Below are 19,243 nucleotides of genomic sequence, written 5' to 3'. Positions count from 1 at the left end.
TCCTGTGGGCTTTATTCATAGTAAAGTCTATCTATACTTTACACATATTTGAAGGAAGCATTTTATAACTGTAGTTCACATATGTTTTCTTAACTTTTTAAACAGAATTTCCCGAATTATCAAGTGGGATATACATTAACTAATTCTTCTATTATGAACAAATGTTAAACATCTCAATAATTCTTGTTTTATTTAATAATATTTCGAAAAAGAAATCTGATCGTCTATAACTTTCATTAACAATGTTAAGGGGAACCAACTTTTATGAACTATAGATCTGTATTTGATATCATCGGTCCTATTACAATTGGAACATCCAATACTTTTGGGACTGACGCCGTAAAAATAGGATACATTATCCGGAAGCTATTTTCACATGAACCAGACAGAATTGATATTTCTTTATATGGAGGATTTAAAAAGACGAATCATCATTTTGGTGCAGATGTAGCAATTATTGGTGGGATTTTAGGTTTCAAAATAGATGATTCACTAATTATTAATGCACTTACAATCGCAAAAGAACGAGGAATTACAATTAATTGTATAGAAGAGGCTGCAAAACCAGTACATTCTCATACAGCAAAAATTTGCTTATATAAAGGTAAAGATAAAATTGAAATGATTGCTTGCTCTCTCAGAGGAGGAAGCAATCATTTCAATTAATGGTTTTGAACTAAAATTACGCGAGACAAACCCTGCTCTTCTTATTATGAATAATAATCACTTTAGCACGATTTCCTCTGTAATCGCTATCTTATCAAGATGTAAAATCAATATTAATAAAGTAAGCATTTCACGAAAAGAAACCGGGAAATTATCTATATTAATAATTGAAACTGAGAAACCATTAGTTCCAGAATTAATTGGGGAAATTAAAAAATTATCAGGAATTCATCAAGCATTGATTTTAGATTAAAATCTCCCATTTACCTGGGACGATCATAAAATTATCTCTATTTATATTTCAATCATGTGAACGGGTAAATACTATAACTCAGAATACCTTAAACATATTAGATGGAATTCCAATACGTTTAAAATATTTATTAAATCGAGAAAGGGCACTCAATTGAGTGTCTTTTTTTAACAGGATTCAGGTTCATATAAGCCATATAACTGTTCTTTTATTGCTGAAAACGGAACCCATCGCATCATACCTCTATCAATCATGATCTGTATTCCTACTTATGCTTTATGTTCACCTATTTTTCTATTTTTTTCCCTTTGTGTGGGCCTTTAATGTAGCAGATTTTTGTTATCAATACAGTACGTGAAGTTATTGAAACCACTAAAAAATAAATTTTGTTTCGTTTGCAAAGAAAATAACTGTTCAGATTCGTTTGTAATCGATTTTGAATAAGATATCAACACATTAAATCTTGTTTGTTATTCGAGGTTTTAGATAGTTTAGATGAATTTATCAGGGGAATGGGATGGAACAATGATTTTTTAAAAAGTTATTGCATATATTTTATTAAGCAACGGAGTATTCAAGTTTGTCTTAGCAGGAATAGTCGTCATTATAAAGAAAGAAACAAATAATAATTGCAAACATGAGTTTTTTTATAGATTATGTATTAGTCTCCTTTATTTATGTACGTTGTGGGAAACAAAAGATATCTTTTTACAAGTATTTTTAATTTTGAGTGTAGGTCATTGTAATCACCTAATTAAGAAAAATTTAGTATATATCACAAATGCGTATACACCTCCAAGAGCTAAAAGCCAGGCGATAAACAAGGTTGAGTTGTAAGGAAAACGAGGGGAGCGAGGAAACCATGATACATCGATATGAAATAGAATTTTCAGTAATGTATGGTGGCAAGGTAACAAACTTACAATCTACAATCATTCCAGCGCGTTCTTTAGAGGAAGCAAATGAAAAATTACAGTCAGAAGTAAAGCGGCGATTAGGTACATGTCGCTTGAAAATTGATACTGCAAGTTTATGTAGTGCAGAGGATAATCGATATATAATTGAACCAAAATGAAGAGAAAAGTCTTGTGATAAACAAGACTTTTTATTTTTTGCTTAAAAATTTGAAACGGGGTTTTCTATTCATTATGTATTTTCTAACAATAGATTTCTTTCACTAACAGGCCCTTTGAAATTTACATTTAGTACATATGAAAAATAGGGAGTAGTTCAAAAAAGTACAAATTGTTACATCCCTAAAAATTATTGAAACCCTTATGTATATTGAAATAAGAGCTTGTTTGCATGTGCATCACTCTTTTATGTACAATAGGGGTCTCGCCACATCGCTATCAAGCTAAGGATATCAAGAGGGTATATGTGAGTGTATTTTTTTGAAATTTCTACGACTACACTAAAAATATGCATAACAAATAAACCTACCAAAAGGGTGTTTTGAAAAATATTATGCAACTTTGAAACCCTTTAACAACGTACACTCATACATAACGCCTAAAATATCAAAGACTGTTTTCTTTTCGTAACGGTGAGATTTCCGTCCGTTTTTCTCTAAAAGATTGAACAGACGTAGGAAAATCTTTGATAATTCTTGGGTGCCCTTTTGTAATCCTTGGTAAAACAATAGATAATAATTCTTTATCATATAAATGGATTTGTATTCACTTAACTCTTTCTTATTCAAGAGTAACTGACGCATTTTAAACATGGTAGATGTACAGAGTAAAATGCTAATAAGTTGCCCATATAAATGGCATTCTAAGCGTTCTTTCTTAATTTCTTTGCACTTGTGAATTTGAAAGAAAGATTTCCATGTTTTGAACAAAATTTCAATTTGCCAGCGTAATGAATACAAGTCATGGATATGTTCCGTTGGAACATTTTCTGCAGAAAGATTCGTAATATACACGTTGATTCCACTCAACCGTTTACTTCTTTCTTTGTAGGTAATACCTTTCTTTTTTTCTTTTTTGGCTTGTGCCTTCAATCTTTTCTCTGTTTGTTCCTTTGTTAATCGATGAATAATAACACGAGCTGGTAATTTTTGATACTGTCCAATGTATGATTCTGAAATTTCCATTGTTTGACCAGGGGACAATTGATTCATGAGTTCTTCCATATCTAATTGAATATAGAGTGTTCCTTTCTTCACGGTCCCATTGTGAAAATACTCTGGCTCATCATTCTTACGATAGATTCGAGAATTTAATTTCAAACGTGAGACATAGTAAGCTCCTTTATCCTGGATCTTTTGTAAGTCATGTAAGTCAAAGTAACCTAAATCTCTTATATACAAGTCTTTGGATTGAATGTTTTTTAGGCTTGTGGAACCAAAGGCTTTATCATTTTCTCTTCCTTCTCCTACATAAACGTACAGGAACTTCCCGCTCAATAAGTCATACTCTAATTGAATTTTGACTCCTGCCGTATGGCTACTTCCACCTGAACCTTGATAATGTGAAGAAAACTTATCTGGAAGCTGAAATGTTGTAGAATCTAGAATCCGAATGTGCTTAAAGTTCGTAGTATATTGATGAATTATTTCTTGTGTTGAATGAATTCTTTGGGTTAGAAGGTTAGCTAAAACTTGTTCAAGAAACTTTACTGCGGAAGCATTAAATCGTTGGTTAAGTCCTTCAGGACTTATAAGAACACCTGTAGATACTTCAAGACAGCTACATAATTGCGTGAGTGATGTACTTGCGACCTGTTGACTAAGCCATACACATAAAGCAACTAACTCCTTTGCTTGATATTTACTCTTTCGCTGAACGAATCCTTTTTCTTTGGCTAAGTGTTCTAGAACATGAGAAGACATATGTCGTTGTAATTCTTCAGCAATCGGTTGAAATTCATCAAGAATCGAAAGATTCATAAAGAAACGCCATCCTTTCTTATAATTCTACAGAAAGGATAACGCCTTTTTTGCTTTATGGGTAGTGTAAAACCTTAGCTTGATAGCGATGTGGGCTACCCCTAATTGGTCTTGTAGTGCCCGTTCTCGAAGTTCACCGTGTTTCCCGAAAAAAATTGCGCGTGCTAATGCATTCATAGCTTCTCCTTTATTCACCCCCCTTTGAATCCACCAGCGTAAAGTTTCGCTAGAAATATAGTCTAGGATAAACAGTGTTTTTTCAATGCGTCCTATATATCCAGTTATATATATTCAAGTGGCTTTTTTCACAAAAGAATCATAAAAAACTCTATCTATAGATAGAGGGTATTCAAAAAAATCATCTTTCAGATAGATGTTCTAAAATATTAGGGATGTTACAATCCTCCAGTAAGTAAATAAACAATAAATTTATACTTTATGGGGGTTTTAATTTGAATACTCAAGCTTGGATAATGATTGGTGCATTTTTAACAATTGTATTATTAACACAAATCGGAAGGAAAGTATTTACAACCACAAAGGCTGTATTGCCATTTATTCTTTGTGGTATAAGTGTTTATTTATTCGTCGAGGAAATACCTACCTCAGGTTCAAATATGACCGCACTCATAATCATGACAATGGTCGGCATGATCATGGGAGGGCTAATGCTTTTTACAGTGAAAGTAGAATATGGTTCTGACAATAAAGCGTACGTAACTGCTGGTATTCCTTATTTATGTTTATGGATTATTGGACTTGGATGGCGTGTCGTATTAGCTTATGTAGCGACAGACTGGTATCCACAACAATTTGTAGATTTCATGGTATCGAATCATTTGGATTTTAATGTTATAGCCCCTGCTTTCGTATTTTTTACAATTGCGATGGTAGTTATTCGTACTATTGGAATTGTGATTAGGATACAAAGATATAGAAAAAATCTAAAGCAAATTAAAGAAATAGGTTAAGAAAAACAACTTCTTTTGCATAATGAAGTAGGTAAAACAAACACACTATACTAACTACTTCATTATTCTTTTAATTTCAGATTTTAGATGATATGCATTAAAGGAATTTAACTCATCTATGAACTATTATAATTGGTAGTTGTAAATTTCCAGCCTTTAAATCAAGAAATTGATATTCATCTATAGCCAAAAAATATAGAAACTAAACAGTAAGGTTGGGAGGGAATAAGTACATGGAAAAAGTATTTTTAAAAATTATTGATAGTCATGCAGGAAATGCGATAGGAATCATCTTATTATGCGTATTTTTTTATCAAGGTTTCGCACCTCATGGTACCTTTGCAATATGGGTTTGTAGCGTTTTTGTAACAATTTATCTATGGATGTTGTATTCACCAAAATCTTGGTGGAATGCAAGGAAGTACGTTTTATTTACGAGTATATTAATAAGCATATCATGTGTATTATATTTTTCTCATCCAAATTTTCCGAATTATGCGTTATGGCCACTCATAGTTTTTCTTGCCGCTGCAGAACCAAAGTGGACACGAGTAACGACAATTTTAGTTGCTATAACGGGGATAGTTATTATTCTATTTATACATGCGAATACGTTTCCTTATCAAGAAACATTAATTATTATCGGCCTCTATGTCTCGATCCGAAGTACATCCAAGCTAAGAGACGCATATCAAAAAAATCAAAAACAACTAAAAGAATTAGACGAAGCACATGCTGAACTACAAGAAACAACGGTATTTTCTATGCGATATGCAGCTTTTACGGAAAGAACAAAATTAGCAAGAGAGATTCATGATGGACTTGGACATCAAATGACTTCACTTATTATTCAATTACAGGCTCTTAAGATTATGTTAAGGAAAGATCCTGTTGCTGCCCAAGATCATGTTGAAGTACTTTTAAAGGTGGCACGAAAAGGAATGGAAGAAATCCGAGTTGCTGTTAGAGAATGGACAAGTGATGAAAAAGATCTCGGGCTTACTTCATTAAAAGGATTGATTTCACAGGTTCAAGCGAATTCTTTATTACAAATTGAGTTCATTCAAGCTGGAAATATAACAGAGTGGACGATGGAGGAAAGTACAATTCTGTATCGCATTCTACAAGAGTCTTTAACTAATGTTTTACGACATTCTAATGCAGATTCTGTTATTGTAAACGTAACAGAAATAGACGGAGTAGTAAAACTCACAATTGATGATAATGGTATATATACAGGGGATAAGCCATTAAAATATGGCTTTGGAATCAATGGTATGATAAAACGCTGTAAATCAGTTGGAGGTAATTGTTCCTTTTTTCTAAATGAACCAAAAGGACTTCGAGTTGAAGCCACTATTCCAATTCAGAAAAATGGAGGAGAAGTATGACAGAAAAGATTCGTATTGTGCTAGCTGATGATGAACCATTTGTTCGAAAAGGCCTATGCTATATTATTGAAATGCAAGATGATATGGAGATAGTTGGGGAATGTAAAGATGGGAAGGAAGCAATTAAAGTTGCCTTAGAAACTGCACCAGATATGGTAATTATGGACATTCAAATGCCTGATTTATCAGGTATTATGGCTACCCAAAACATTATGAGTATATTACCAAATACAAAAGTTGTTCTATTGACAACTTTTGATGTACAACAGTATGTCTTAGACGGTATTCGAGCTGGTGCAGTGGGTTATATATTAAAAGATACTGAAACGGAGGAAATGTTAGATAGTATTCGATCTATGAATAAAGGGGCAATGATTTATAATAGCACGACAGCAAATCAAGCTTTTACACAATTTATAAAACACGATAATAATGATTATAATTTAGTTAGCGAAGAACTTGAACATACGGAAACTCTAACTAAGCGGGAGATTGATGTTTTACAATTATTAGCTTATGGAAAACAAAACCATGAAATAGCTAAAATCCTTTATGTTTCCGAAGGGACAGTCAAAACTCATATCCACAATATTCTTCAAAAACTAGATGTAACAGATCGTACACAAGCAGCTGTAATGGCAATTCGAAAAAAAATTGTAAAGTGATATCTGCTGTCTGTAGTAAAAAGAATAAAATTTTAAATTAACATAGTGTTTTTCTAATTGAAATTAAACAGATCATAATAAAAAAGAAAGAGAGTATAGCATGGATAATACAACTGGTCTTATTATTTTAATTCTTATAATTCTCCCTCAACTAAAAGAAAGGGAATTGAAATTTCAACGAATGTGGATTGCTCCTGTATTAATCGCATACTATACATTTACTCATGTATTTAATGATCTCACATTAATAGAAACTGGTTTATTTGTAGTATTACTTGCTCTTGGAGGAATTGTAGGAGCTGTGCGTGGTTCTACAACTATAATACGAATCGATAAAAATAATGGGAAGGTTTATGCTAAAAGTTCTTATATCGCCTTAGGTATATGGGTTGTTGTATTTATTTTACGTTTTATCGTAACGTATATTTTTAAAGGTTCAAGTCAGTATGCGCTCGGCTTAGTAACGAATGGTATTTTTTGCTTTATTGCGGCGAGTGCGTGTATAAAAAGAGTGATTCTATACTTAAAAGCAAAAAGTTTGATGCATTCAAAACATTAAGTATTGCTAAGGGCAATTTTTGTAGTGTAGCAAATTTCAGTGTTTTTCTAACACCAATACATTGCTATCAAGCTAAGAAAAGCAAATACCCCAGAACGAAAATTTTGTGCATTTTTCTCGTATTTATTGTTTTGGGGTAATTCGTACTTGTAGCTTGAGGGGCATGGGGTAATTAAAAATATTAGGTTGATGGCGATGTGGTGAGACCCCTAGCAGGTGAGAATTTTCTGTACTTATTTCGTTTTAGCTTCCATACTTTATGTATGTAGTGCATTCTTATCAATTTTCCCCATTACTTTAACTCGTAGGGGCATTAACTTTAGAACTCTGCTAATGGATAAGCAAGTTAATAATTATACTTGAAAATGGAGTGATACGATGAATAAGACGTATGATGTCATCATTACCGGTGCTAGATGTGCCGGCTCTACCCTGGCAATTTATCTTGCTAAGGCAGGTTTCCATGTGTTGTTAGTGGACCGAGCGAATTTTCCAAGGGACACATTATCAACCCATACCTTTTTCAATAATACTGTCGCTCTTCTTCGAGAAACCGGTGTCCTGGACAAGTTATTGGAAACAAAAGCACCGCCGGTACGGGATATTAAATTTCAATTTGAGGATACCGTGATAGAAGGTCCCATCCCTGAGGTTTACGGAGAGGAAAGTTGTTATTGTATTAGAAGAACTTATCTCGATCATATTCTACTTGAACAAGCCAAATCCCAAATGAATGTAACTGTTTTAGAAGGATTTCGTGTGACGGATGTCATCCGTGATGACGAAACAGTGATAGGCGTGAAAGGTTTAGACGGCGACAACGAGAAACAAGAATTTTTAGCTCGCCTGGTAGTCGGGGCAGACGGCCGATCCTCTATTATTCGCAAGCTGGTAAAAAGTGAACTCAAAATAAGTATTCCGGCAACAGTCGGCATCTATTTCGGGTATTTCTCTGGATTTCGCCACGATAATGTCCCTAAATTTGAAGTATACAAGATAAAAGATAACACAGCCATTCTCTTTCCGACGAATGATGATTTATATGTAATTGTTGGCATTTTCCCATTAGAAAATAAGGAATTGATAGAACGGTTGAAATTAAATCCGGAAAGCTGTCTACGCAATTTCTTTACAGATAACTTTCCGAATACAACAATTGGGGCGCGCTTGAAAAATGCAGAACTAGTAGAACCGGTCAAAGGCATTTTCGGATATGATAATTACTGGTATAAAGGAATGGGAAAAGGATGGGCGTTGGTTGGAGATGCAGTTTGTTTTAAAGATCCTGGCATGGCGCAGGGTATCCATGATGCTATATGTGGAGCACGTATATTATCCAATATTCTATCAAAATATAAGGGACAATCCGATCCATCAAATCAAATGTCTGAAGAATATCAAAAGGCAATAGAAGATGAGTTTATGGTTCGGTTTCACATGGGATGCCAAATTTCGAAGAATGAACGCATATCTGAACAACAGGATGCTGTCAACAAGCTAATCAGTTCCCATCCAGAGGCTATAGAGAAGTTTTTAGGGATTTACAATTATGCAAACGAGCCCGCTGCTTTAGAAAAAGAACTCGCACGAATAATGCAATCGATCTAGCAATGATTTTAGAGATTAAGTAATTTAAGTACAAAAATAATTCACTATGAACCTCCCCCACTTACTCGCTTCCGCTTGAAGTGGGGATTTCTTAGCATCAACAAAGACAAGGTCCCATGAGAAGCGGATTTTCCATCTCCTCTCTGCACCTATGCAGGGACTCCTTTTCTTCATTTGACTAAGCAAGTTCTGCACATGCAGAAGGGTGGGAACACACCGTCTACTACTTTTTGCTTAAGCAATCCACAAATACTTTCTCTTCGTTTCTTCCGGGATATGACACATCTTTCCGTACAGTTCTTTTGCCAAAATGTTGCGGGCACCGTGAATGTCCCAGTTTAGATTTTTGCAACCACTGACCAAAATTTTCGATATCATAAGCATATCGTTTAATTGTGGAAGGTTTTCTTCCTTTATCTAATAAGAAAGAAGTAAAATGCTGTACTGTGTCTTGAAGTTCTTTTATTGGCATAGCCTTATCATTCTGGGAAAATTGTACGCTAACGGATACCAACCCTTAGCGTACAATTTTCTTTTTTCGGTCGTGTGACCCCTTACAGGGTACAGCAAAAAAAAGAAGATTGAGATCAATCTTCTTTAAAATGAAGGAATAGATGACAGATTACTACTTCAACTTCTAATCAATTATAATTAAGTATGAAATAATGTTCAAGTCATTCGAAATTTTCTCGATTTATTTGTTTTATTTTTAAATTAGGGGTACAGCCGAGATACGTGTAAAAATAGGTCATATCCTTACTTTTATTTCCAAATTAAATTTATTGAGCTTATAAATATTGTTTCTGTTGCTTCGTCTATTTTTATTAAGTAAATTGTCTATTATGGGTTAACCCTAATTATCCATTAGTTAGCTACTGAAAACACTTCGTTTCAATTGTATAATTAGGGTGTATGATAATTGGTTCAAAAATCATAGAGAATTCTAGACAATTGTATCACAAAATGATATATTATTTTTGGATATATCATTTTGTGATACATATTAGAGAGATATAGAAGGTGATGGGTTGAAAAAAACTGAGCAATTAACGGATTCAGTGTTTTATATTATGGCTGCTTTAACGAAACCAAGGCATGGTTACTCAATTATGAGCTTAATTGAAGAAACAACAAAAGGGGCAATTACTATAGGTCCTGCTTCCATGTACACGATCATAAAAAAGTTATTAAAACAAGAATGGATTTATTTGAATGATGGTTCGGATTCAAGGCGTAAAACATATCTGCTTACTGACAAGGGCAGAGAAGTATTAGAAGAAGATGTGAAGGTAAGAAAACTGATGATTCAATTAGCAGAAACGGGATTGAAGGAGGTTAAAGAATGAGAAAAACAAAGTATATTACGTCAGGTGGGTTAGCTTTTTCTGAGGAAAAGGACATGGAAAAATTACACCGATTTTCTTTAAAGGGTTGGCATGTTAGTGATTTTAAGTTTATGGGGTATACGCTTGAAAAAGGAGAATGCTCAGATTATATCTACAGTGTAGATTATCGTTTATTAAAAGAGGGGGAAGCAGAGGAATACTTGGACTTTTTTTCATTCTCTGGATGGTCGCATATTGCCTCACAAGGAAACATTCATTTATTTCGAGCACAACCTAATACAAAACCAATTTATAGTGACCGTGACACATCCGTAGAAAAGTATGGGAATTTAGTCCGTTCTATGAATTATTTTGCCATTCCGTTCGTTTTAATAACAGTACTCGTATGGTTTGGAGCAATGATAAGCTCTGGTACATTACAATCCATACTGTTGACAATAGCAGTTATTTCCACTGCCACTGCACTTCCAATAGTTTGGACTGTAATCACAACATATAGTAACAAATGGAAGGTACAAGAAAAAAAAGGCTTAGCTAATCTTTTGAAAACTATACGAGCCCTTCTCTTCTTAATAGCTATTTTTATATTGTTATACGCCTCTGGCAGTGCAGTTAACATGTTAGCGTCTATGATTATTGGAGCAATCGCACTTCCAACTGCTATTTGGCTTATCATGTCTCTTTGTCATAAAATGAGGGGGAAGAAAGCTTAGTATAGGATTCGAATAATAAAGTTTTAGACATTGTTATCCAATTTCGCATACAACACTAATTTAAATTAGTGCTAAAACGACTTGAAAATTCTTAGCGTGGTTTATTTCCGTTTCGCTGGCGGTACCCTTATATCACTAGACATATAAAACGATTCGGTGATTATGTAATTGACTTACAAAAGATTCCTCATCCAATAGAAGAAGCAATACCTCTATAAATAAAATAGGTCATAGATGGAAATAAAAGTAAGTCTATGACCTATTTTTACACGTATCTCGGCTGTACCCCAATCATGGGGGTATGTATATGCGTAAATTGTTCAGTGGAAAACGTGTACTAGAAAGAGAAACAAACGAAGGTTCATCGTATTTTGTAGTACCAGAAGAGAAATTTCAGAAGTATGTGGTGCTATGGGGATATTTAATCCCACACGGAGTTTTCAATCAGCCTAATAAATGGGTAAATACATATACGATAAACCCTTTGGATACATATGTTTTAGTAACAGAATTCAATCCTAAAGAGTATGAATATATGATTTATGAAGAAACAAGGGTTGCTAGACAATTGCATCAAATATTAGAGCCTTATGGAATAGATATTAATAATGAATTTGAAGAGTTCGTAAAGTTGGAAGAGATTCCTGAAGCAGCCATAAACAAAGTAAAGGATTGCTTAATAGAAAAAAGGTGTATGAATGATTATCCAGAAGACTTTCCAGTAGTCGACGGCTATGAATATATAATTGAGGGCGAGAAAAAGAAACTCATTATTGAAACCGAAACTTATCATGATGATGACACACTATATGACCAAACGGGGAATTTTGATCACAGTTATATCGTTGAAACTTATCGTAAGACAGTTACAAATGGATTTATTTATGTATTTAAAACGCATGACAATAGCTGGTATCAATATTATGCAGAAGGCGCAAATAAAGACTGTTGGATCATGAAAGAAATATATGATGATGAATTAGACGATTTACCAATTTCATCTTATGAACTTATTGAAACAGAGAAACGTGAAATTCCAGAAGAAGATTTAAAGGCTAATATTAGTTGGGAAGAATTACTCGATCCGAATAGGGAATGTGATTTCTATTACTCTGATAAAATGTTTGCAATGAGTTTCTTAGCTAATGAGGGATGATATAATGTAGTAAACATTGACGGAGAATGGAAAAGATATAGTGAAATGGTCTTTAAAGGAGAAGAACCGTTTTCTAAATGGGATGATTTAGTATATATTGGGACGGCTAAACAAGGGGCAACTGAAGGAAAGCAATTTACCCAAAAAGAAATGATGCAATTTGCAGTATATATGAGAGAAAAGAGAGAGAAGTCATCATTGCATTAATCAAAAGAGTGTACGAATTAGGATGAATCCTTAAGCTATTAAGGATTCATTTTTTTATATCTGGGTTACCGCCACATCGCTATCAAGCTAACAAATAAAAATCCCCCAAAAATAAAAAAACGATACTCTTTCTATCTAAAGTGTAGAAGGATTATCGTTTTTTTACTTTCACGAATGTAAAAAACTTTTGACATTTAGGGTGGATTTATATAAAATGAAAATGTAAAAAGTTTTTGACAAAATTAGAGGTGATGTTCATAAAAATGGAGAACATAATTCGTATTTTACGTAAAGAGCAAAAGCTTTCCCAAGAAGATTTAGCTAAATTATGTCATGTTTCAAGACAAACGATTAATGCGATTGAGAATAACAAATATGACCCTACATTGGAACTTGCTTTTAATTTAGCTGAATCCCTTGGTGTAACAGTTGATCAATTATTTATTAAATCTAGATAAGGAGAAGAAACAAATGAAAAATGGAATTAATATCTTATTTACTTGTTTATACATTGTGATTATGGGTTTACTTGCTTTTGAATGGTATGAGAAGCAACAGCTCTCTATAACTTCGTTATTTGTAGCAACAATCATTTTGCAATCATTATTTATGAAGAGAATTTTAAAAGGTAAAAAAGAGAGTGAGAATTTTATTGATGAAATGTTTTTACATATCAGACAGAAAAGCTTATCAATTTGTTGTTTTGTAATGTATGTATTAACTTTAGGTACTTTATTTTTATCAGAAGGAACATGGAATTTTAACCATATGCATAATAAACCGTTAATTTTTCTGGTTTTCTTATATCCTATCGTTTACCAAATAAGTCATATATTCGTTTCAAGAAACAACTCTTAGTAGACTATTTAAAAGTGGAAAAAGACGTTATCCTTTCTGTAGAATCATAGGAAAGGATGGCGTTTTTTATGTCTGTTTCTGTGTCTGATGAATTACAACTATTTGCTCAAGAGATTCAACGTTTTTTATCTCCAAATACCTTACGGGATCTTGCTAGAGATGTTGGTTTTGTACAACGGACCAGTAAGTACCAAGCAAAAAATTTAGTAGCTTTATGTGTGTGGCTGAGCCAAAATGTAGCTATGAATTCTTTAACTCAGTTATCTAGCTGTTTAGAAGCATCAACAGGAGTACTCATTAGTCCTGAGGGACTGAATCAACGATTTAATAAGGCGGCCGTCCAACTTTTACAACACCTACTAGCCGAACTACTAAGCAAAAAATTAGCTGCATCAATGCCGATTTCTTCTCCATACACTTCTGTTTTTAAGCGTGTTCGTATTTTAGATTCAACTGCATTTCAACTCCCGGATGTATTTTCATCGGTTTATCCAGGTGCAGGAGGATGCAGCCATACAGCTGGGATAAAAATTCAACTTGAGTATGATTTGTTAAGTGGACAGTTCCTACATATACATACAGGTCCAGGTAAACAACATGATCGTACTTACGGCTCTCTGTGTGTCCCAACTGTGACAGCGAATGATTTATGTATCCGAGATTTAGGTTATTTTCATTTAAAAGACCTTCAATATATACAAGATCAAGAGGCCTACTATATCTCTCGTATCAAGTCGAATACACGTATTTATCAAAAAAATCCTAACCCTGATTATTTTCAAGACGGAAGAATTAAGAAAGGTACAGAGTATATACAGATAGATATGGAGACGTTAATGAACTCCCTTCAACCAGGACAAACATGTGAAATAGCTGATGCTTATGTAGGGATGATTGATAAAGTGCCAGCTCGTGTAATTGTTCATCGATTAACAAAACAACAGCAACAAAAACGATTACAAGATCAAGCTGTAAGAGAAAAAAAGAAAGGAATGAAGTATTCTCCTCGTAGTAAACGACTCAGTGGTATCAATGTATATATGACAAACACCCCTACAGACATTGTCCCGATGGGACAGGTACATGACTGGTATTCTTTGCGTTGGCAAATCGAAATTTTATTTAAAACGTGGAAGTCATTCTTTCAAATCCATCATTGTAAAAAGATAAAACCAGAACGATTGGAGTGCCATTTATATGGTCAAATGATTGCCATTCTACTCTGTTCTTCTATCATGTTTCAAATGCGCCAATTGCTCCTCATCAAGAAAAAACGAGAGCTTAGTGAGTATAAAGCCATATATATGATTAAAGACTATTTTCTTCTTCTATTCCAAACTATACAAAAAAACACCCAAGAGCTATCAAAGGTGTTACTTCGCCTGTTCAATCTCCTACAGCAAAACGGGCGGAAATCTCATCGATATGAGAAAAAAACGGTCTTTGATATATTAGGTGTCGTTTACAATTGTACCATGTCTAATAATCAAGCGGCTTAATTCAAAAAAATGAAACCCGATAGGGTTTATTTCGTATGCAAATCTTTAAATTCCCTACATGTATCCTCTAGAATAAAAGAAATAACCTCTACTATAAGTGACGTTGTATGGTCTTAGCTTGATAGCGATGGGTTACCGCCAGCATTTCGGAAAAAAACCACGCTAAGAATATACAAGATTTTATACAGTTTTTCGGCTAATCCAGTAACAAACAAGAACCCGAAAACCGCACCATGATAGGAATGTATAAAAAGATGAATAGGGTTATAGAAAAAGAAAAAGAAAAAGGCGAATTCCTCTTGAAATTAGGGATTCGCCTTTTTCTTGCTACCGATAATGAGACGTTATGTCAACCTAACATGTATAGGATATACACTGTTCCTTATTCAACTAAATGGCAGGTTAGTTGAAGTGTATTTTGGCTAATATAGGAATTTTGGGATGCCCCCTAGAATATAAAAAATATAGATTGTATTATAGGAGGTGTATAATGAAACAAAACATTTATGATAATCCGTTTTTCTTTAAAAATTATAAGTCATTACGTGAAAATGGATTTACCTTTAATGATTTTGTTGAACAGCCAGCAATTAAATCTATAATTGCTAATCTTACAGATAAGTCTGTATTAGATTTGGGATGTGGAACTGGTCATTTTTCTATGTACTGTGTAGAAAATGGTGCCTCGAAAGTTATAGGAGTGGACATCTCAAGAAATATGATTGAACAAGCTAAAATGTATAACAAAAACGAAAAAATAGATTATATGTGTGTACCAATAGAAGAACTTAATTTGCCAAATCAAAAATTCGACTTAATAACAAGTTCTTTAGTTATACATTATATAGAAGATTACTCACATCTAATTAAGAAAATAAGAGATCTGTTAAAAAATGATGGTGAATTTATCTTTTCAACAGAACATCCAATAGTAACAGCTCGAAAAGAAATGAATAATTGGTTTAAGGATAATAATGGAAACAGATTGCATTGGGCATTAGATAATTACCAAGAAGAAGGAAAAAGGGAGGAACATTGGTGGATAGATGGTGTTGTTAAATATCACAGAACAATTTCAACATTAATTAATACTCTTATAGACAACGGTTTTGTAATTGAGAAAATTATTGAGCCAGAGTCAACTCCAACAGGATTAGAAAAAATGCCAGAATTAATAAATGAAAAACGGAGACCATCTTCTATTATCATTAAATCAAGAAAATATTGAGATTAAACCCTCGTTGATTAATTTCCGCTTTCGATCATTATGTAAATAAGCTGTCCATATGGACAGCTTATTTACATAACTTTCGAACTCGGAAGTTCTAATAAATAAGCCTATTAGGCTTATTTATTTTTTATTATTTGCAGTATGTCTTGAGGATCTATTCGATTTGTATAATCTGAATTCACATGAGTAAATGTAATTTCACCAGCTTTATTAATTAAATAAGTAGCTGGTATGGGTAAGGACCAAGAATCATTTCCATTGTATAGAGGTAAATTTGCTCCAAACTTCATATAGTATTCTCTCATATAATCAGGAACTGTAAATTTAAGTCCATATGTCTCTGATACCTTATCATCTAAATCACTTAATACATGATATTGTAGCTGATTTTTTTCATGTGTAGTAAGAGTTTGATCAGGTATTTGAGGGCTAATAGCAAGTAATTGTATATTTTGTTCTTTTAATTGGTCCAGGATAGCCTGGTATGCTCGCAATTCCATATTACAATAAGGACACCACACTCCTCGATAAAATGTTAGGATAACAGGTCCTTTCTTTAGTTCTTCGTATAAGGTGACAGGAGCCCCATTATGATTATGCAATGTAAAATTAGGAGCTTTTGTCCCCACATTTAAACTAAATGTTTCTTTAGATGCTGTTAATTCATCTGTTGCTCGTTGCATAATTGTTTGAACATTTTTGGGAATCTTGGCTACATAGTCTTTTTTAAATTTTTGTACTTGTTGTGTATAGTTCATATTAAATCCCCTTTCATTTCTATATTAACACTAAATAATAGTACCAGGTACTATTATTTAGTGTTAATATAGAAAGTAATGACGTATTGTATGAAATGTTAATTCGTTTTAAATGTTATAAATTTTATAATCTAAGTGTATATTTTATACATTCTAATTATTTATTTTAAAAAAATATAAAAATTTTCTTGCATTCTTTTTTTGTTTTTATTTACCTTTTTTTAGGTGTCACTTTTTTTGACACCCTATCTTCTATAAAACCTTGATATTACTGACTTTCTTTACTTTTCTCTGCTCACTCTTATATATAGGCTAAAGGTTCCGCAAGGAACGGGGTTAAGTTGCTTCGACTTGGACCAGCAATTATACCCGCCGAACCGCTAGTTCTATCGATTTAAATAATAAGCTTATTCCATATTCAGTTACGTTAAGTTCCTAGGGGCTAGCCCCCAGACCCCCAGCCAGCACTCACACCCAAAAACAAAGGATAGCCCAATCATAAAACTCACCTACTCTCCAGATATAATCCATATTAACTACAGATTTTTGCTTTATGTTTAATATAATTTCAAACAAGGAGGTAGTAAAAAATGTTTAAAACATTATTAGCAGGAGCACTTTTAGGTACAGGGTTATTAACTGGTGGAGCAGGTGCAGTACCAGATAATAAAGAAGAAACATCTATTAAAGATAAAGTACAATATGCTATTCCGAATCAAGATAAAGATGGAAATATAACGTATAAAGAAATTGATAAAAGTGAACTTCCAAAAGATGTACAAGTACAAACAAAAAAGGGTGTAGAAACAGATAAAAAAGAAGAACCATCTATCACAGATAAAGTAAAATTTGTTATTGAAGATAAAGATAAAGATGGAAATATAACGTATAAAGAAATTGATGAAAGTGAACTTCCAAAGGATGTACAAGTAATACAATCAACAGAGGATTTAATCAACAAAGGATTTACAGAACAAAAATAGCAAACTTAATTAAGAAAGCGAAATTTCGAGAGTTAGAATGACTGCGTTTGGAGTATAATTTAGAAAATATTGATTTGATTTTTTCTGATGAGAGTAACATTTTGTTACTCTCTTTAATTTTGCTTATGAATAAATATTCTTATTAAGTTAACATAACGTCTCATTATCGGTAGCAAGAAAAAGGCGAATCCCTAATTTCAAGAGGAATTCGCCTTTTTCTTTTTCTTTTTCTATAACCCTATTCATCTTTTTATACATTCCTATCATGGTGCGGTTTTCGGGTTCTTGTTTGTTACTGGATTATCCAAAAAATTGTATAAAACCTTGCATGCTATTAGCGTGGTTTTTTTCCGAAATGCTGGCTGTACTCCATATAATATGGGTTTGTGGAGCTTTTTTAATTAAACTTTATTTTAAAGTTACAATCTTATGAAAATTGTAACTGAACATTTTTATGAGATGAGATGATATTTAAACTTTTGACTATCCTTATACAAGAGATGCCTTTTTGGTAATATAAACAAGCTTTTTCGAATTGATTTTCCTTTTGATAACAGGTCGCTAAGTCAATATAAGATATGGATAATTGTTTATTATCTTTTTCATTTTTGAAAAAAGGAATGGCTGTTTTTTCGAGAAAATTTTTAAAATTTGTTTGGTCAAAATATAAATGATTTTGATAGGAAAATAAACAATATAGTTTAGGGTATTTATTTTTTGTAGTTCGTAACCCTCGATTTAACATCTTTTTAGCATCATTCATTTTTTCCTTATCAAAAAATGAAATCATAGTATCATATAACTTTTCTAATTCAAGTATTTCTAAATCTACTGTTAGTGTATTGTTTTTAATTTCTTCTAATCTCTTATATAACAATTTTTTGATATTCCAACTTGGAACAAGTTTATTATTTTCAATTTTACTTAAATAAGATACCGTACATATGCCATAACACAAAGTTTCTTGTTTTATTCCATGTTTTAATCGTTCATTAAAAAAGAATTTTCCTATATTTTCATTCGAAACCGTATCATTCTTAATTTCAGGATTAGACTTAAATTCCTCTATTCGCTCTAAAAGTAATTGTTTTACTTCGGGTTTTGCTTCTACTTTATTATTTTCTATAAAACTTAAATGGGATACTGGACATATTCCTTTACATAGCTCTTTTCGAGTTAGGTTATATGTCTTTCTAAATTCGCGAATTTCTTTACCGATTGTATTCATTATTATGCCCTCCTTAGAATCTCTTATAATGAAGGATATTCCTTTTTTCAGAAAAATTCAAATAAAAAACAAAATCAAACTTCAGTCCAGTTGGAGTTTATAAATAAAAAAGATAAGATCGGGTAATACGATCTTATCTTTAGCATAAGGGAAAAACAAGTGACACAAACCATCTTAATTTTTATAATATTATATTTTTTGTTAATTTTCGATATAAAACCCATATTTAACATCTATATCAATATTGAGAAATTTATT

At 32.7% G+C, this 19,243-nt stretch carries 16 protein-coding genes and 4 pseudogenes; 15 read left to right on the top strand and 5 right to left on the bottom strand.

The annotated features are described in order from the left end of the window. The first annotated feature begins 264 nt into the window (after nucleotides 1-264). Together sdaAB and RBB48_RS28460 are read left to right on the top strand one after the other, a co-directional pair. A pseudogene (gene sdaAB, locus RBB48_RS28470) lies at nucleotides 265-919 on the top strand (L-serine ammonia-lyase, iron-sulfur-dependent subunit beta). An 862-nt stretch (nucleotides 920-1,781) separates the two neighbouring features. Then, a complete protein-coding gene (locus RBB48_RS28460; RefSeq protein ID WP_306008546.1) occupies nucleotides 1,782-1,994 on the top strand; it encodes a hypothetical protein in 213 nt (70 codons plus the stop codon). A 390-nt stretch (nucleotides 1,995-2,384) separates the two neighbouring features. Here the strand turns inward: RBB48_RS28460 and RBB48_RS28455 are convergent, their stop codons facing one another. Next, nucleotides 2,385-3,812 carry an IS4 family transposase gene (locus RBB48_RS28455; protein WP_306008545.1) on the bottom strand — a complete coding sequence of 476 codons (1,428 nt, stop codon included), beginning with the start codon at nucleotides 3,810-3,812 and terminating at the stop codon, nucleotides 2,385-2,387. Between the two features lie 102 nt (nucleotides 3,813-3,914). Next, nucleotides 3,915-4,085 (bottom strand): annotated as a pseudogene (locus tag RBB48_RS28450) (Tn3 family transposase); the annotation flags it as partial. A 179-nt stretch (nucleotides 4,086-4,264) separates the two neighbouring features. On the opposite strand from RBB48_RS28450, the gene RBB48_RS28445 reads away from it, so the two are divergent. The 5 genes from RBB48_RS28445 (at nucleotide 4,265) to RBB48_RS28425 (ending at nucleotide 9,006) form a co-directional block, all read left to right on the top strand. Then, nucleotides 4,265-4,783: a hypothetical protein gene (locus RBB48_RS28445; protein WP_064476891.1), complete on the top strand. Its 519-nt coding sequence runs from the start codon at nucleotides 4,265-4,267 to the stop codon at nucleotides 4,781-4,783. Nucleotides 4,784-5,016: 233 nt separating this feature from the next. Further along, entirely contained in the window at nucleotides 5,017-6,174 is a 1,158-nt protein-coding gene (locus RBB48_RS28440) for a sensor histidine kinase (protein WP_306008544.1), read from the top strand. Beyond that, nucleotides 6,171-6,839, top strand: a complete 669-nt coding sequence (locus RBB48_RS28435; protein ID WP_064476893.1) for a response regulator — start codon at nucleotides 6,171-6,173, stop codon at nucleotides 6,837-6,839. The genes RBB48_RS28440 and RBB48_RS28435 overlap by 4 nt, the downstream gene beginning before the upstream one ends. 100 nt (nucleotides 6,840-6,939) lie before the next feature. After that, nucleotides 6,940-7,398 (top strand): CcdC protein domain-containing protein, encoded by a 459-nt coding sequence (locus RBB48_RS28430; protein ID WP_306008543.1) that lies wholly within the window; start codon nucleotides 6,940-6,942, stop codon nucleotides 7,396-7,398. 378 nt (nucleotides 7,399-7,776) lie between these two features. Then, nucleotides 7,777-9,006, top strand: a complete 1,230-nt coding sequence (locus RBB48_RS28425) for an NAD(P)/FAD-dependent oxidoreductase (protein WP_306008542.1) — start codon at nucleotides 7,777-7,779, stop codon at nucleotides 9,004-9,006. A gap of 337 nt (nucleotides 9,007-9,343) precedes the next feature. Here RBB48_RS28425 and RBB48_RS31785 read toward each other — a convergent pair. Further along, nucleotides 9,344-9,478: pseudogene (locus tag RBB48_RS31785) on the bottom strand (integrase); the annotation flags it as partial. A gap of 556 nt (nucleotides 9,479-10,034) precedes the next feature. Here RBB48_RS31785 and RBB48_RS28415 point away from each other — a divergent pair. From RBB48_RS28415 to RBB48_RS28380, 7 genes and pseudogenes are all read left to right on the top strand, one after another. Then, complete coding sequence (locus tag RBB48_RS28415) at nucleotides 10,035-10,352, top strand: PadR family transcriptional regulator (RefSeq protein ID WP_097897350.1); 318 nt, start codon at nucleotides 10,035-10,037, stop codon at nucleotides 10,350-10,352. Further along, entirely contained in the window at nucleotides 10,349-11,065 is a 717-nt protein-coding gene (locus tag RBB48_RS28410; protein ID WP_306008540.1) for a DUF2812 domain-containing protein, read from the top strand. Before RBB48_RS28415 ends, RBB48_RS28410 begins: the two co-directional genes overlap by 4 nt. 307 nt (nucleotides 11,066-11,372) lie before the next feature. After that, a pseudogene (locus RBB48_RS28405) lies at nucleotides 11,373-12,428 on the top strand (hypothetical protein). A gap of 263 nt (nucleotides 12,429-12,691) precedes the next feature. Beyond that, a complete protein-coding gene (locus tag RBB48_RS28395) occupies nucleotides 12,692-12,886 on the top strand; it encodes a helix-turn-helix transcriptional regulator (RefSeq protein ID WP_016128585.1) in 195 nt (64 codons plus the stop codon). A 13-nt stretch (nucleotides 12,887-12,899) separates the two neighbouring features. Beyond that, nucleotides 12,900-13,286: a hypothetical protein gene (locus tag RBB48_RS28390; protein ID WP_002165485.1), complete on the top strand. Its 387-nt coding sequence runs from the start codon at nucleotides 12,900-12,902 to the stop codon at nucleotides 13,284-13,286. Between the two features lie 68 nt (nucleotides 13,287-13,354). Continuing rightward, a complete protein-coding gene (locus RBB48_RS28385) occupies nucleotides 13,355-14,785 on the top strand; it encodes an IS4 family transposase (RefSeq protein ID WP_306008537.1) in 1,431 nt (476 codons plus the stop codon). A 490-nt stretch (nucleotides 14,786-15,275) separates the two neighbouring features. Beyond that, nucleotides 15,276-16,013, top strand: a complete 738-nt coding sequence (locus RBB48_RS28380; protein ID WP_306008536.1) for a class I SAM-dependent methyltransferase — start codon at nucleotides 15,276-15,278, stop codon at nucleotides 16,011-16,013. A 119-nt stretch (nucleotides 16,014-16,132) separates the two neighbouring features. Here the strand turns inward: RBB48_RS28380 and RBB48_RS28375 are convergent, their stop codons facing one another. Then, on the bottom strand, nucleotides 16,133-16,774 hold the full coding sequence (locus RBB48_RS28375) for a peroxiredoxin-like family protein (protein WP_306008535.1): 642 nt from the start codon (nucleotides 16,772-16,774) through the stop codon (nucleotides 16,133-16,135). A 590-nt stretch (nucleotides 16,775-17,364) separates the two neighbouring features. On the opposite strand from RBB48_RS28375, the gene RBB48_RS28370 reads away from it, so the two are divergent. Beyond that, the gene (locus RBB48_RS28370) at nucleotides 17,365-17,757 is read left to right on the top strand and encodes a hypothetical protein (RefSeq protein ID WP_306008534.1); all 393 of its coding nucleotides are present in this window, start codon (nucleotides 17,365-17,367) and stop codon (nucleotides 17,755-17,757) included. 427 nt (nucleotides 17,758-18,184) lie between these two features. Here RBB48_RS28370 and RBB48_RS28365 read toward each other — a convergent pair whose 3' ends face one another. After that, entirely contained in the window at nucleotides 18,185-18,985 is an 801-nt protein-coding gene (locus tag RBB48_RS28365) for a helix-turn-helix domain-containing protein (protein ID WP_306008533.1), read from the bottom strand. Between the last annotated feature and the right edge of the window lie 258 nt (nucleotides 18,986-19,243).

This window comes from Bacillus sp. MMSF_3353 (genome assembly GCF_030733445.1).
GTDB classification, from domain to species: domain Bacteria; phylum Bacillota; class Bacilli; order Bacillales; family Bacillaceae_G; genus Bacillus_A; species Bacillus_A wiedmannii.
This window is presented reverse-complemented; position numbering and strand designations above follow the sequence as displayed.